Source organism: Shumkonia mesophila, assembly GCF_026163695.1.
In the GTDB taxonomy this organism is placed as follows: Bacteria; Pseudomonadota; Alphaproteobacteria; order Rhodospirillales; family Shumkoniaceae; genus Shumkonia; species Shumkonia mesophila.
This window is the reverse complement of sequence record NZ_JAOTID010000004.1, coordinates 163,475-178,303: the sequence shown is the minus strand read 5'-3', so window position 1 is coordinate 178,303 and position 14,829 is coordinate 163,475. Positions and strand designations below refer to the sequence as shown.

The 14,829-nt window shown below is 65.3% G+C and carries 17 protein-coding genes; 9 read left to right on the top strand and 8 right to left on the bottom strand.

Annotated features, from left to right (window positions below; translation table 11 throughout):
- Positions 1-8: 8 nt before the first annotated feature.
- The 8 genes from dsrK to dsrA form a co-directional block, all read right to left on the bottom strand.
- Positions 9-1,505 (bottom strand): sulfate reduction electron transfer complex DsrMKJOP subunit DsrK, encoded by a 1,497-nt coding sequence (gene dsrK, locus ODR01_RS09070; protein ID WP_316977316.1) that lies wholly within the window; start codon positions 1,503-1,505, stop codon positions 9-11.
- A gap of 29 nt (positions 1,506-1,534) precedes the next feature.
- Positions 1,535-2,275, bottom strand: a complete 741-nt coding sequence (locus ODR01_RS09065; protein WP_316977315.1) for a respiratory nitrate reductase subunit gamma — start codon at positions 2,273-2,275, stop codon at positions 1,535-1,537.
- A gap of 66 nt (positions 2,276-2,341) precedes the next feature.
- A complete protein-coding gene (locus ODR01_RS09060) occupies positions 2,342-2,674 on the bottom strand; it encodes a TusE/DsrC/DsvC family sulfur relay protein (RefSeq protein ID WP_316977314.1) in 333 nt (110 codons plus the stop codon).
- A gap of 64 nt (positions 2,675-2,738) precedes the next feature.
- Positions 2,739-3,041: a sulfurtransferase complex subunit TusB gene (gene tusB / locus ODR01_RS09055; protein WP_316977313.1), complete on the bottom strand. Its 303-nt coding sequence runs from the start codon at positions 3,039-3,041 to the stop codon at positions 2,739-2,741.
- Positions 3,042-3,058: 17 nt separating this feature from the next.
- Positions 3,059-3,463 (bottom strand): sulfurtransferase complex subunit TusC, encoded by a 405-nt coding sequence (tusC, locus tag ODR01_RS09050; RefSeq protein WP_316977312.1) that lies wholly within the window; start codon positions 3,461-3,463, stop codon positions 3,059-3,061.
- Between the two features lie 15 nt (positions 3,464-3,478).
- Positions 3,479-3,838, bottom strand: coding sequence for a sulfurtransferase complex subunit TusD (gene tusD / locus ODR01_RS09045; RefSeq protein ID WP_316977311.1), 360 nt, complete (start codon positions 3,836-3,838; stop codon positions 3,479-3,481).
- A gap of 12 nt (positions 3,839-3,850) precedes the next feature.
- A complete protein-coding gene (gene dsrB, locus ODR01_RS09040; protein WP_316977310.1) occupies positions 3,851-4,921 on the bottom strand; it encodes a dissimilatory-type sulfite reductase subunit beta in 1,071 nt (356 codons plus the stop codon).
- Between the two features lie 45 nt (positions 4,922-4,966).
- Positions 4,967-6,217 (bottom strand): dissimilatory-type sulfite reductase subunit alpha, encoded by a 1,251-nt coding sequence (dsrA, locus tag ODR01_RS09035; RefSeq protein WP_316977309.1) that lies wholly within the window; start codon positions 6,215-6,217, stop codon positions 4,967-4,969.
- 691 nt (positions 6,218-6,908) lie between these two features.
- On the opposite strand from dsrA, the gene ODR01_RS09030 reads away from it, so the two are divergent.
- From ODR01_RS09030 to ODR01_RS08990, 9 genes are all read left to right on the top strand, one after another.
- Entirely contained in the window at positions 6,909-7,136 is a 228-nt protein-coding gene (locus ODR01_RS09030) for a DUF6967 family protein (protein WP_316977308.1), read from the top strand.
- A gap of 113 nt (positions 7,137-7,249) precedes the next feature.
- Positions 7,250-7,546 carry a DUF2249 domain-containing protein gene (locus ODR01_RS09025; RefSeq protein WP_316977307.1) on the top strand — a complete coding sequence of 99 codons (297 nt, stop codon included), beginning with the start codon at positions 7,250-7,252 and terminating at the stop codon, positions 7,544-7,546.
- Complete coding sequence (locus tag ODR01_RS09020; protein ID WP_316977306.1) at positions 7,543-8,847, top strand: hypothetical protein; 1,305 nt, start codon at positions 7,543-7,545, stop codon at positions 8,845-8,847. The genes ODR01_RS09025 and ODR01_RS09020 overlap by 4 nt, the downstream gene beginning before the upstream one ends.
- Positions 8,848-8,863: 16 nt before the next feature.
- Complete coding sequence (locus ODR01_RS09015) at positions 8,864-9,379, top strand: hemerythrin domain-containing protein (RefSeq protein ID WP_316977305.1); 516 nt, start codon at positions 8,864-8,866, stop codon at positions 9,377-9,379.
- Positions 9,380-9,539: 160 nt separating this feature from the next.
- On the top strand, positions 9,540-11,027 hold the full coding sequence (locus ODR01_RS09010; protein WP_316977304.1) for a S41 family peptidase: 1,488 nt from the start codon (positions 9,540-9,542) through the stop codon (positions 11,025-11,027).
- 100 nt (positions 11,028-11,127) lie between these two features.
- The gene (locus ODR01_RS09005) at positions 11,128-12,114 is read left to right on the top strand and encodes a TRAP transporter substrate-binding protein (protein WP_316977303.1); all 987 of its coding nucleotides are present in this window, start codon (positions 11,128-11,130) and stop codon (positions 12,112-12,114) included.
- A 54-nt stretch (positions 12,115-12,168) separates the two neighbouring features.
- Positions 12,169-12,675, top strand: a complete 507-nt coding sequence (locus ODR01_RS09000) for a TRAP transporter small permease (protein WP_316977302.1) — start codon at positions 12,169-12,171, stop codon at positions 12,673-12,675.
- The gene (locus tag ODR01_RS08995) at positions 12,672-13,943 is read left to right on the top strand and encodes a TRAP transporter large permease (protein ID WP_316977301.1); all 1,272 of its coding nucleotides are present in this window, start codon (positions 12,672-12,674) and stop codon (positions 13,941-13,943) included. The genes ODR01_RS09000 and ODR01_RS08995 overlap by 4 nt, the downstream gene beginning before the upstream one ends.
- 10 nt (positions 13,944-13,953) lie before the next feature.
- A complete protein-coding gene (locus ODR01_RS08990; RefSeq protein WP_316977300.1) occupies positions 13,954-14,820 on the top strand; it encodes an isocitrate lyase/PEP mutase family protein in 867 nt (288 codons plus the stop codon).
- Positions 14,821-14,829 lie beyond the last annotated feature (9 nt).

Sequence of the window (14,829 nt, the reverse complement as noted above, 5' to 3'; positions counted from 1 at the left end):
GTGCGACATCATTCCTTGGTTCCCAGTTGGATGGCGTTGTTCACCAACTGATGGAGGCTGACGATCATGTAAGGGTCCATGCCGTAGCGGGGCATGACCCCTGTGAACTGGCTTTTGCAGATGGCGCAGATGGCGGCCATGTGGGTCACGCCCTTCTCGTCCATCACCTGTTTCAGGGCCTGCATGCGCGGCTTCATGCCGGCGATGCGCACCGGCATCAGCTCCTCGGTCAGAAGGCCGCCCCCGCCGCCACAGCAGAAGGTCTTTTCGCGGATGGTGTCGGGGTGCATGTCGACGAACTTGTTGCAGACCGTCTTGAGGATGTTGCGCGGGATGTCGAACTGGCCGCCCGGATAGCCGCCCATGCCGGCGGCGCGTGCCGGATTGCAGGAATCGTGGAAGGTGACCACCTTGTCGTCGTTGGCGGTGGCGTCCAGGTTCAGCCCGCCCTTCTGGATCAGGTCCCAGGTGTACTCGCAGATGTGCTGAGGATGCGGATACTTGGGATCGAGGAAATTCCACGGCCCGCTGGTGGTGTTGAGGAAGCTGTAGGCGGCCCTCCAGGCATGGCCGCACTCGCCGATGATGATGCGCTTGACGCCCAAGTCCAGCGCCGCCTTGCGGATGCGCGCCGAAAGTTTCTGCATGTGGTCGTAGGATCCGATGAACATGCCGAAGTTGCCGGCTTCCGAGGCGTAGCTGGAAAGCGTCCAGCTCAGTCCCGCCTGATGGAATACCTTGGCATATCCGATCAGCCCGTCGACCTGCGGTTCGGCGAAGAAATCGGCCGAGGGCGTGACCAGCAGCACGTCGGCGCCCTTCTCGTCGACCGGCAGGCGCACCGGCACCCCGGTGTCATCCAGGATGTCCTCTTCCAGCCCCTCGACGGTGTTCCTCAGCGCGGCCGGGTTGAGGCCCAGGTTGTTGCCGAGCTGATGGCACTTGAGGATCACTTCGTTGGTGTACTTCTGGCCCATGCCGATGTGATCGAGGATTTCGCGGGCCGCCATCGAGATTTCGGCGGTATCGATCCCGTAGGGGCAGAACAGGGAACAGCGCCGGCATTGCGAGCACTGGTGGTAGTAGACATACCACTCGTCCAGCATCTCGCGGGTCAGCGGCTTGGCGCCGACCAGGTCGGGCGCGATCTTGCCGGCCGCCGTGAAGTACTTGCGATAGACCTGGCGCAGCAGGTCCTGGCGGGCCACCGGCATGTTCTTGGGATCGCCGGAGCCCAGGAAGAACTGGCACTTGTCGGCGCAGGCGCCGCACTTCACGCAGGCGTCCAAGTAGACGCGCAGCGAGCGATGCTTCTGGAGCAGTTCGCCCAGCTTCGCCACCGCCTTGGCTTCCCAGTCCTCGACGAGTTCACCGGGGAAGCCCAGGGCCTTCTGCAATTCCGGCTTGGCGGGATGGCTGCGCACGTGGGCCAGCGCGTCCCTTTGCAGGTGCGGAGTCGGCAGGTGGTCTTCGAGGACCGGAACGTCATATTCTTTCTGTGCCACGATCGGCTCCTAATCGCAAAGCGACGGCATCAGCGCTCGCGCGTCGCGTCGAGGGCCGCGTTCCATGCGGCGATCTGGCGGCGCTCGCGGGCATCGTCCACTTGGCTGTGGGCCGGGCTGATGAAAACGCCCGGAATGTGCAGAAGCTTGCTGAACGGCAGCACGATCATCAGGGCCGCCACCAGCGCCAGATGGACAAGCAGGAAGGGATCGGCGGGCAGGGGCTGCCAGTCGAAATAGACGAGCCCCAGGGCGAAGGCCTTGACCGCGATGATGTCGGTATGGGCGACGTACTTCATGCCCAGGCCGGCCAGGCCGATGCCGGCCAGCAGCGCCAGCATGAGGTGATCCGACAGGCCGGAAATGTAGCGGCTGCGCTCCTCGACGAAGCGCCGGGCCCATAGGCCGCCCAGGCCGGCGATCAGCCCGAAGCCGGCATAGGTGCCGATCGGCTGGATGAGCGCCACCCATCCCCATACCGGCTCGGTGAAATAGCGCAGGTGAGCGGCCAGCACGGCGGCCAGCGAGGCATGGAAGAGCGCGCCGAAGATCCAGATCCACTTGTTGGAATGGAACAGGCTTTCGAAGAACACCACCTCGCGGGCGACCCGCAAGACGGCGCCAGAACGGGTCCGGGGCGCCGGCGCGGTGAACACCTTCATGGGCACCGGCAGCGCGAAATAGGACCAGATCTTGAAGCCGAGCCCGCCGATCAGAACGGCGGCCGCCCCGTAAAACAACAGCGCGTAGGCAACGCTCAGGAAAGACATATCAGCCGGACTCCCTGCCACGGGCGGAAGCGGGCGGGGGAAAGAGAGCCCCCGCCGGTTCCGAAATCAGATGCAGCCCGTCGGCTTCGGCAGGCCGGCGATCTTGCAGGCCTGCTTGGCCGGGCCATACGGGAAAAGCTCGTAGAGGTACTTGTTGTTGCCCTTCTCGGGGCCGAAGGCGTTCTTCATCTGCTTGACGAGGACGCGAATGGCCGGCGCGATCTGGTATTCGTTGTAATAGCCGCGCAGGAAGTTGACGACTTCCCAGTGCTCGGGCGTCATGTTGATGTTTTCTTTCTCGGCCAGGTAATCGGCGAGTTCCTTGGTCCACTGGCTGACGTCGGTGATGAAGCCTTCCTCGTCATGCTCGATGGTCTGTCCGTTGATTTCATAGGCCATTTGCATTCTCTCCTTCAGTCAATTCAGCGACCGGGGCGACGGGGCCGCCGCTGCCCGGTCTTTCTCACAACCACGCCTGGACGGGCCCGTTTTCGGCCACCAGGTCGACAAACCCCTCGTAATCGACGATGCGGATGCCGTCGATCACCTGATCGGCGGCGACGCCGCGCGCCTCCAGATCGGGGCCGAGGACGAACAGCTTGAATTTCGCGGCCGCCGCGACGACGTCGGCCGTCGTCGTCTGGGCCTTGCGCGCCGCGTAGACGCCGTCCTCGTAAAGCAGGATGGCGTCGCCGCTGCGGGCATAGCGCAGGCAGGTGGCAAGCGCGGTCCGTTCGAACGGCGACTTGTTGACGGTGTGAAGCATAGCCGGCTCTCCTCCTGTCACGCCGAGACGATGACGTGCTGTTCGGCCATCAGGCCGGCCAGCTCGGCGGCGCTCACCACCTTCACCGGCACCACGAAGTCCGCTGCCGTCAGGCCGCGGGCCTCGATCGACTCCTTCTCGACGTAGAGCTTGTCGATGTCGTAGCCCTCCAGCGCCCGGTAGGTCGGCGAGAAGTTCTTCATGTTGACGGCCTTGGTGTCCTGGCCCTTGACGATCTGGAAGACGCCGTCGTCCATGAAGACGACGGAAACGTCCTGATCGAAGGCGCCGGTGATCAGCACCATCTCCAGCCCTTCCAGCGCGTAGATGGTGCCATAGGGCGCCCGCCGGTTGACGAACATGAACTTCTTGACGTCCTCGCCCGGCTCGTCGTCTTCGGGGATGTCGACAGGTTCAGCCATTTTTTCCCTCTCCCGTCAGTCGCCGAAAACGACCAGGCGGTCGGATTCCATGCCGGCTTCGATGAGCTGGCCGAGCCCGGAAATGCGGAACCCCTCGGCCAGCACGTCGTCCTTGATGCCGCGCCGAAGCGCCGCGGCGACGCAGATCACCAGGTCCAGGCCGTGCTCCTTGCCCAGCTGGCTCCACAGCTTGACGATGTTGCGGTCGTCCTGCTGGGGCGATGACAGCTTGGCCCCGTTGTTGACGCCGTCGTGGTAGAAGAACACGCGCATCACCTCGTGGCCCTTGCCGATGGCCGCCTTGACGAAGTGATAGGCGGAATCGGAGGCCTGGTGCGTGAACGGCCCCTCGTTGACGAGCACGCTGAACTTCATGGCCTGCGCCTCCTAGAAGCGAAGGTGCGCCGACGTGTTCCAGGTCGCACGCGCCCACCGCCAATCGTCGATGTGGTGGCGGGTGAACGGCAGCCCGGTCAGGGCGAAGAAGCGCGCCCAGCCGATTCTCTCCACCCACTCGCCGACCCGCTCGTACGGCCGGCCGTCCTTGCGGTAGGCTTCGAGGATCGTCTTGACGGCGGCCGAAACCTCGGGCCAGCGCGGCGGATTGTTGGGCAGACCCGAAATCACCAGCTTGTGGTGGGTCGGCTTGCTGCGCGCGTTGGAGTTCTTGCCGCCGATCCAGATGGCGATCTTGGTGTTGACCGGATCGTTGATCTGCATGGGCGGGCAGGGCGGATAGCAGGCGCCGCAGCACATGCACTTCTTCTCGTCGATCTCGAGCGAGGGCAGGCCGTTGACCACCGCCGGGCGGATGGCCGCCACCGGGCAGCGGGCGATGACCGTCGGGCGCTCGCAGATCTTGTGCACCAGGTCGTGGTTGATCACCGGCGGCTTGGTGTGCTGGACGTTGATGTCGATGTCGCCGTGGCCGCCGCAGTTGATCTCGCAGCACAGCGTATTGATCTTGACCTTGGCCGGGAAGCGCTCGTTGACGAAGTCGTCGTAGAGCGAATCCATGACCGCCTTGACCACGCCCGAGGCATCGGTACCGGGGATGTCGCAGTGCAGCCAGCCCTGGGTGTGGGCAAGCTGGGAAATCGACGTTCCGGTGCCGCCGACTGGGAAGCCGTCCTTCTTCAGGCGCTCGATCAGCGGCGCGACCTGCTTCTCGTCGGTCACCATGAATTCCGCGTTGGAACGGGTGGTGAAGCGGATGAAGCCGCTGCAGTACTCGTCGGCGATGTCGCACAGCTTGCGGATGGTATAGACGTCGAGCTGCCGGCAGGTGCCGGCCTTGACCGTCCACACCTCGTCGCCGCTTTCGGCGACATGATGCAGCACGCCGGTGCGCGGGCGGTCATGGTACTTCCACTTGCCGTAGTTCTTGCGCAGCGCCGGGTACATCCACGGGAACGGGTCCGGCACGCCGCTTTCGATGGGTTGACGGGCTTCAGCCATACTGTCCTCCACAAACCTTCTTTTTGTCGCGAGCGATGCGGCGGATTACTCCGCCGCGACCGCCTTGCGCTGGTTCCACTTCTTGGCCTGATCTTCCCAGTCGTCCATGCGGACGTATGGGTTGGAACGCGGCTGGACCACCATGTTGAGGTCGATGTCGAGACCGAGCCCCTCGACGACGTTGGCCACGCCGATGCGTTCGAGCATCTCGCCGAAGCGTTCGTGCTCGAGGGCGTTCTCGGCGAAGAATTCGACGATCCTCGTCGCGAATTCCTTGAGCTTCTCGTAGTCCTCGTCGGTTTCGAGCCGCATGAACGGCACCACGGGGACGCCCATCAGGTCGCCGATCTGCAGCGTATGCTTGCCGCCCAGCAGGATGGCGCAGCCCCTGACCTTGCCCGGGCGCAAGGCCTTGGGCAGGACATTGATGCAGTGCATGCAGCGCACGCACGACTTGTTGTCGACTTCGACGGTGTCGTTGTCGTTGAGGCTCATCGCCTTGGTCGGGCAGCGGGTGATCACGTTGTCGATGATGTCCTTGCGGCCACGCTCGGCGACGTAGGTCTTGAACTCCTGCTGGTCGACCCGGATGTCGTCCTTCCAGGTGCCGATGACGGCGCCGTCCGAACGGTGGATGGCGTCGGCGCAGTCGTTGGGGCAGCCCGAGAACTTGAACTTGAACTTGTAGGGCAGCGACGGACGGTGCAGATCGTCGATCTGGTTGTTGATGATCGTGCGCATCGCCCGGCCCTCGTCATAGCACGAGAACTCGCAGCGGGCCGCTCCGACGCAGGCTTGGGAACTGCGCAGGCAGGGGCCGGCGCCGCCCATGTCGAAGCCGTACTCGTTCAAGGCGTCGAAGGCCTTCTGGACCTGCTCGGTCGAGCAGCCCTGCATCATGATGTCGCCGCTCTGGCCGTGCAGCGCGATCAGGCCGGTGCCGTGCTCTTCCCAGATGTCGCACATCTTGCGCAGCGCCTCGGTGCTGTAATGGTAGCCGGGCGAGGGCATGATGCGCAGCGTATGGAACTCGGCGGACAGGGGGAACTTGTCGGCCACCTCGGAGAAGCGGGGAATGACGCCGCCGCCGTAGCCGCGCACGCCGACGGTGCCGCCCTTCCAGTAGCCCTTGATGTTCTTGTAGGAATATTCGAGCTGACCAAGGAGGTCTTTCATCCGGTCGGCGTACTGCTTGTCGTCCGTCTGAGCGAGCCTCTTGAGGTTGGTGACGAAGCTCGGCCACGGGCCAGACTCAAGCTGGTCGAGCATCGGCGTTTCCGGCATCTTTTTCGCCATGGACTGTCCTCCAAGACCTTCGAACCGTTATCGTTCTTTGTTGCCGACCCCGGCCCTGTTCGGGTTGTCGTTCGGGCGTGGGGCGGCTCTATGTTCCTTCACGTGTCCCGCGGGCGGTCTCGCCGGCGGCTCGAAAATTCGGCTCCGAAAACGCCTCCATCGCCCGGCGTTCGGCGCATCCCCGCCGGGCATTGCCAAAACCGCCATCAAGGCAAGACGGAATCGGGGCGTATTCTCGGAATGGATTTTGGTGCTCCGTGTTTCCTCCGCTGTTAACCGGCCTGCCAGGAGGCTTCGGCTACAGCCTTGCGATTTTGAACGCTTAGAATTTGTAATATTTTATACGCGAGCGGTCGGCGAAGAATCCAGTCCTTTTTGAGGTTTCGTCAATTTTTTTTTGAAAATATGTTGCAGTTTCAGATCCTTTCATTGAGAACGCTTCTGAGTTGGAAGTATTCGTGTAATTTTGTTTCCATTTGATCGCCTGAAAAGGCGACTTCTTATGGACTATCTCAAAATATGAGAAAGGATACGTTTACCCGGGTTAAATTCTCGTGGAAATCGAGAGCCGTATTTGCCAACGCCTTGTCGCCGATTGCAGGGCCTCTTCAGCGGCCGCGGCCAATGCAGGGGTGTCACGACGAAAAAAACCGGCTAGGCTGGGTCGGTTTTGGGTCGAGGAGAATGTGGGGTGCCGACTTTTTCGCGCGTGACCGAACTCGATGAATTCGCCGCTCCGTGGGGCCGGGCGATCCGCTTGCAGGAGGTGGAGATCACCGGCGGCCTGGTCATGCTGCGGGTGCGCATCCAGGAGGGGCGGCGCTTTACCGACCTCGAACTGGGGAAGGCGGAGGCCGAGCATCTGGGACGCCTGCTGCTGGCCTGGGCGGGAACGCCACCGGCGGCGGACGCCGGCTGAGGGCCGGGAACTTGGGCGGGCCGCCTTGAGCGAAATCAAGGCGCGGCCCCCTTTCTTGCCCCATATCTCGCGGCCGCAACGCATCGGGCGCCTGGCGCCGTGAGGAACCGAACGTGACGACGTCGAACCACAAGCCGGGCTTGGCCGCGGGCGGGGTGCCCGTCACCGACGAAGGGGGTGTCCCCTGCCTCGACCTGCGGGGATTGGAGCCACCGCGTCCGGCGGTGGCCATCCTGACCTTCCTGGCCGGACCCGACGCCGGCGACGCCGTCATCGTCCGCCTGGCCCGCGATCCGATCTTTCTCTATCCCGAACTGGCGGCGCTGGGCTGGGACTGGGAACTTCTGCACGCCGAACCGCAGGATGTCCGCCTGCGCCTGGTTCGCCGGAGCGGGGGGGCGCGGCCGTGAAGTTTCCGGGGATGATCCTGATGGGGGCGCAAAGCCGCCTGCTGCCGCCCTCGGTCCCGTTCCGCTTCTTCGCCGCCGCCGTGGCGTTCCAGGGGGTGGCCTGGGGGCTCGTCGCGCTTGACGCCGGTCAGGTGCCGCACTTCCTGGGCGGGCCCGGTTTCATCCTGGCGGGCATCCATGCCCTGACCCTGGGGGTGCTGGCGATGACGGCGATCGGCGCCTCGTTCCAGATCCTGCCCGTCGTCACCGGGCAATCCCTGGCGGCGTTGTGGCCGTGCCGGCTGACCTTCTGGCTCTACGCGCCGGGCACCGCGCTCCTGGTTTTCGGCTTTATCGACGCCGACCCCGCCCTGCTTGCCATCGGCGGGACGCTGGCGGCGGCGGGCCTCGGCGTTTTCGCCGTCCTCATGGCCGACGTGCTCCGGCGCACGCGGGGCATGCGCACCCTGGTTCTGCACGGCTGGGCGGCCCTGGTCGCGCTGGCCATTCTGACCGGCCTCGGGTTGACGTTGGCCTTCAACCTGGAGGGCGGGTTTCTGGCCGATCCGGTGGGGTTAAGCATCGTCCACATCGTGGTCGCCATCTACGGCTTCATGGGCATGCTGGCCTTCGGCTACAGCCAGTTCATGGTGCCCATGTTCGCGCTCGGCCCCTCGCCCGACGACCGCCAAGTCACGGTGACCTTCGCGTTGGCCGCCGGCGCCATCGGGCTGGCGGTGGTGGCCGCGCTGGCCGGGGCGCCCCTCGGGCTGGCGGTGGCGTCGGCGGTCGGCCTGGCCGCCGTCGTCCTGCACGTGCGGGCCATGGGCGCCGTCCTTGCCCAGGGCATGCGCAAGCGGCTCGGCCTTTCCTTCGTGCTGGTCCGCGCGTCGTGGGGGCTGTTGGCGGCGAGCGTCATCCTCGGCGGCGCCGTCGCCGTGGACGGCGTGTCCGGCCGCGTCGTGCCGCTGTTCGGCTTCGTCGCGCTGTTCGGCTGGCTGCTGACCTTTCTGATGGGCATCCTGCAGCGCATCGTGCCGTTCCTGGCCGCCATGAACGCCGCCAAGGCGGGCCAGACGCCGCCGGCGCTCTCGGACGTGTCCGTCGAGAGGCCCTTGAAGATCCATGCGGCGGGGCATTTCGGCGCCCTTGCCTTCATCGCCGCCGGCATCGTGACCGACGCCGGCGCCCTCGTTTTGGCCGGCGCCCTGGCCGGCCTCATCGGCGCCGCGGCTTTCCTGTGGTTCGTCGCCGACACCCTGCGGCGCATGCGGGGCTACGCCGGCAAGGCGGCCGCCACCGTGAAGGAACGAGACGGCTGAAGAAGGAGCCCGACGGATGTACCAGATGACGCATGCGGTTCTCCGCGCCCTCCACGACGACCACGTCAAGACGCTGGGGCTGCTCGAACGCTTCGAGGCGCTGCTGCGGCGCATCGGTCCGGACCGCCCGCCGAGCGGTTCCGACGCCGACGCGACCACCCTGCTGGCCGAGATGGTCGCCAACATGACCGACGAGGTCGATCATCATTTCGCCTTCGAGGAGGGGGAGCTTTTCCCCCGCTTCTCCAGGGTTGCCGAACCCGGCATCCCGGCCATGCTGCAAGCCGAGCACGAAGCCATGCGCTCGCTGGCCCGGCGGCTGACCGAACTGGCCGCCGGGGCCGGTGCTGCCGGCTTCGACCCGGCGGCGTGGGCGGAATTCCATCGGTTGGGCCGGGAACTGGTGGAGCGCGAGGTGTTTCACATCCAGAAGGAGGAGATGGGATTCCTGCCGGCCATGGATCAAATTCTCCAGCCCGGCGAGGCCGCGGAATTGGCGGATCTCTATCGGCGGAAGTCAGGGAGTTCTTGATCGGCGCGTTGCGGTTCCCATCTTCCTGATGAATAATCGCTTCTTGATTTATTCGCGGTTTCCGCACATCAACGTTTCGATCCCGTGATGCGGGGCGTGGCGTATCCGTGGGGGACGCGCCGGAAGGATTGCGGTCGATGGCCGAGGAAGAGTGCCCGTGATGTCGCCCTGGCGTTTCCGCGGACTGGTGGCGGTCGTGGGCGGTTTCCTGGTTGGGGCCGCGCTCTCTCCGGCCCTGGTCGGCTGCGTTCCCGAAAATTCGTCGCTGCGGCGCATGGTGCAATCCGTCGGCGGTCCGGGGGCCCTGCCGGCCGATGCCGACCGCGAGTTGACGCGCTTCGCCGCCGTCTATCGCGATGTGGCCTCCGATCCGAACGATACGCGCGAACTCAAGCAGTTCAAGGACGCCTTCGTGCGGGTGCGCAACGACTACCTGCGGCCGGTGAACGACCGCCTGCTGATCGACGCCGCGATCAAGGGGGTTAAGGACCTCGAGGGCAAGCAGGGGACGGTATCGTCGGAAAAGGTGGTGGAGGCCGGCCTGGATGCCATGGTGGCCTCGCTGGACCCCCATTCCGCCTACCTGAACCCCGAACAGTTGCAAGAGGCCTTCGTCACCACCAAAGGGCAGTTCGGTGGCCTCGGCATCGAGGTCACGGTAGAGGACGGTTCCGTCAAGATCGTCTCGCCGATCGAGGGAACGCCGGCCCATCAGGCCGGCCTGAAGTCGGGCGACCTGATCACCCACCTGGACGGCAGCCCGATCCACGGCATCTCGATCATGGATGCCGTCAAGCGCATGCGCGGCGAGCCCGGCACCGACATTCGCCTGACCATCCGGCGCGGCGACGAACCGCCCTTCGACAAGGTCCTGACCCGCGCCGTCATCTCCATCCGGGCGGTCCGCTGGCACATCGAAGACGACATCGGATACGTCCGGGTGGCCAGCTTCACCGAGGGGATGGAAATCGGCGTCAACGAAGCGGTAAGGGCCATCCGCGCCCAGCTGGGCCCACGTATGAAGGGGCTCATTCTCGACCTTCGCAGCAATCCGGGTGGCCTTCTCGACGAATCGCTGGGGTTGGCCGATACCTTTCTCGAGAAGGGACGGATTGTCGAGGTGCGCAGCCGCGATGCGGGCAACCGGCAGATCTTTTCGGCCAAGTCCGGCGACGAGGCGAAAGGCGCGCCGATGGTCGTGCTGATCAACGGCGGATCGGCCTCGGCCTCGGAAATCGTCGCCAGCGCGCTCCAGGAAGACGGGCGCGCCATCGTCATGGGGACGCCGTCCTTCGGCAAGGGGTCGGTGCAGACGATCATGCCGCTGCCCATCAAGGGGGCGCTGAAGTTGACGACGGCCCTTTACTACGCGCCGTCGGGGCGCACCATCCAGGGTCTCGGCGTGGTGCCGGACATCGTCATCGCCGGGTCCGAAGCCCAGGGCGGACAGCGGGAATCCGACCTTCCCGGCGCCCTGGCGGCGGGCGACCAGTCGACCCGCGTCAGCCTGGGTACCGTCGCCGAGGAAAGCTGCCCGATCCCGCCGGGCGGCGAGGACGACCGCCAGCTTGGGTGCGCCGTCAGCTTTCTCAAGGCAGGATCGGCCGAACGCTTCCTGGCTTCCGTTCCCGCCGGCGCCCGGCTATAGCGGCATCTTTGTTGCGGTATCTTTTGCCGGCTTGACAGATTCTGTCGCCGCCCCCAAGTTGGCGCGCCAATTTCTTTCAGAACCCAACATGGGGGATTTCATGAAACGCTTGATCGTGGCGGTTTTGACCGCCGGATTGTCTTTTGCGCTGGCGCCCGCCGCCGACGCCGCCAAGGTGATTCGCGTCACCCTGCAACTGCCGATCACCCATCACCTCGGCAAGAACCTGACCGATTTCAAGAACGAAGTGGAACGCGAGACGAAGGGCGAGATCACGGTCGAGATCTATCCCGCCTCCCAACTTTACAAGGACTCGGAAGTGCCGCAGGCGGTGTCCTCGGGCGGCGTCGAGATGGGCGTCGCCTCTCTCGCCGTGTTCGCGGGCACCATTCCGGCCGTGGATGTCTTCGAGGTGCCATTCTCGTTCCCGACCTGGGATCTGGTGACCAAGGCGACGGCGCCCGGCAGCCCGGTCCGCGGCCCGCTCGACGAGGCCATTCTCAAGACCGGGGCGCGCGTGCTGTGGTGGCAGGCTTACGGCGGCACCATCCTCCTGAGCAAGGGCAAGCCGATCGTCACGCCGGCCGACATGAAGGACAAGAAGGTTCGGACCTTCGGCAAGACACTGGGCGAGTTCGTCAAGTCGGTGGGCGGGGTGCCGGCCTCGATCTCGGGCTCCGAGCAGATTCTGGCCTACCAGCGCGGCACGGTGGATGCCGGCATGACCGGGGTGACGGCGGTTGACGCGCGCAAGCTCTATCAGGTGATGGACTACCTGACCGTCACCAACCATGCCGACGTCGAGTTCGTCGTGCTGATCAACGAGAAGACTTGGCAGAGCCTGACCGACTCCGAGCGCGCCGTGATGACCAAGGCGGCTCGCCGCGTCGAAAAGGAACTGCGCGACAACATGGGCCGGCTCGAGCAGGCCTCGTTCGACCACGTGCGCGACAAGATCAAGATCATCGAGCTGACGCCCGAGCAACTGGCCGACTGGAAAAAGTCGACGGCATCGGTCATCGATACCTTCATCAAGTCGTCTGGGCCGCTCGGCAAGCAGCTTGTCGAAGCTGCCGACAAGCTTTAAAGAACCCTCACGGGCGGCGGGAATGGTCCTGCCGCCCGCGGTATTTCCGTTTCCATGCTCGTTTTCATCGATCGTTTGAGCGACGTCTGCGGCAAACTGGCGGCCGCGATGTTCTTCGTGGTCGGCGGCATCATCACCTACGAGGTGGTCGCCCGTTACGTCTTCATCGCGCCGACCATTTGGGCCGAGGAGCTGTCGCGCTTCATCCAGATTTGGGCAACCTACCTGGGGGCGGCCTACGTGCTCCGCCACCGCCACCTGATCGCCATTGACCTTTTGACCGGGCGCCTCGGGGCCGGTGGCCGGCTGGCTACGGAGGTGATCGGCCTGCTGTTCATTGCCGGTTTCTGCCTCGTCGCCATCGTTTACGGGACCGGCATCGTCGTCGAATCGGTGCGATTGGGCCGCGCCACCGCCACCATGCTGTCGGTGCCGCAGTGGATGACCGAAAGCGCCATCCCGCTCGGCATGGGCTTGCTGTTCCTGCAGTGCCTTGCCGAGCTGCTGCGCCGGCTGGCGGGGCGGCTGCCGGGATCGGCTGGGGAACCCGACGGCATATGACGACGGCCCTCATCCTGCTGGCTTTGGTGGCCTTGCTGCTTGTCGGCATCCCGGTCGCCTTCGCCCTCGGCGGCCTGGCGCTGGGGCTGATGTGGGTGGCCGATCTGGCGCCGGTCATCGTGCCGCAGGCGCTCTACGGCTCGATCGACAACTTCGTGCTGTTGTCGGTGCCGTTGTTCCTGCTGATGTCGAACGTGCTGCTGAAGGGCGGCATCGGGCGCGACCTGTTCGGCGCGGTCCAGTCCTGGGTCGGCCACTGGCCCGGCGGGCTGGCCATCGCCACCGTCATTACCTGCGCGCTGTTCTCGGCGATCGCCGGCTCCTCGATCGCCACCGCGGCGACCATCGCCACGGTGGCCATCCCCGAGATGATCGGCCGCGGCTATAACCGGCCGTTCGTGCTCGGCCTGCTGGCGGCGGGGGGTACGCTGGGCATCCTCATCCCGCCGTCGATCCCGATGATCGTCTTTGGCGTCATCACCGATCAGTCGATCATCGATCTCTTCCTCGCCGGCATCGGGCCGGGGCTCTTGCTGGCGGGGATGTTCGCCCTCTACAGCCTGGCGTATGCCCGCTTCGGCGGCAACTTCGCGCCGCTGCCCAAGGCCAGCTGGGACGAACGGGCCCGCGCCACCACGAGAGCCCTGCCGACGGTCGTTCTGGCGTTCATCGTCATCGGCGGCATTTATGCCGGCGTCTTCACGCCCACCGAGGCGGCCGCCATCGGTTTCGCCGTGGCCCTGATCATCGTCTTTGCGCTGCGCACCATGACCTGGGAAAAGCTGAAGCAGGCGGTCATGGAATCCATGCGAACCACGGTGACCATCTTCCTGATCATGGCCGGCGCCGCGATCTTCGGCAAGGTGATCACCCTTTATCGCATCCCCCAGGACATTTCGGCGGCGATCGGCGCCAACATCGGCGAGCCGGGCCTGTTCATCCTCATCGTTTGCGTGGTGCTGCTGGTCGTCGGCTTCTTCCTGGAATCGATGTCGATGCTGCTGATCATGGTACCGGTGCTCTATCCGTCGCTGATGGCGCTCGGCATCGACCCCATCTGGTTCGGCATCATCTTCGTGGTGATGATCGAATGCGCCCTCATCACGCCGCCGGTCGGGCTCAACCTGTTCGTCATCCAGGCGGTGGCCGATGCCCCCATCACCGAGGTACTGCGCGGCGTTTGGCCGTTCATCCTGATCATGTTCACCGCCGTCGTCGCCATCTATTTCGTGCCCGACATCGCCCTTTACATTCCGTTCAAGCTTTAGGGAAAGCCTCATGAGCCCGTCGCCCGCCCAACGCCTTCGCGCCCTCATCGACGGGTCCGAGCTGCTGGTCATGCCGTGTTGCTTCGACGCGCTGTCGGCCCGTCTGATCGAGCGGGCCGGCTTTCCGCTCACTTTCATGAGCGGCTTCGCGGTGTCGGCGGCCCGCCTGGCGGCGCCCGACACCGGCCTCATCTCGTTCGGCGAGATGCTCGACCAGGGCCGCTCCATCTGCGCCGCCACGACGCTGCCCGTGATCGGCGACGGCGACACCGGTTACGGCAACGCGCTCAACGTCAAGCGGACGGTCGCCGAATACGCCCGCGCCGGTTTCGCCGGCATCATGATCGAGGATCAGGTGGCGCCAAAGCGCTGCGGCCATACCCGCGGCAAGCAGGTGGTCCCCTTCGAAGAGGCCTGCCTGCGCGTCAAGGCGGCGGTCGATGCCCGCGACGAGGGGGCCGACATCCTGATCATGGCCCGCACCGACGCCCGGGCGACCCATGATCTCGACGAAGGGCTCAGGCGCATGGCCGCCTTCGCCGGGATCGGCGCCGACATCCTGTTCCTGGAGGCGCCGCGCTCGGAAGCCGAGATGGAGCGGTTCTGCCGCGAAATCCCCGGCCCCAAGATGGCCAACATGCTGGAACAGGGGGCGACGCCCGTGCTGCCGCCGGCGCGCCTGGCGGAAATCGGCTACAGGATCGCCGCCTATCCGCTGACGTTGCTGCTGGCGGCGGTCCCGGTCATGGAGAGGGCGCTGGCCGAGCTCAAGGCGGGGCGGCACCCGCAGGGACTGGCCTCGTTCGGCCATTTGCAGGAGGTGGTCGGCTTCCCCGACTATTTCGCCGCCGAGCGCCGCTACGCGTCGGGCGACTGAGAACGGCGG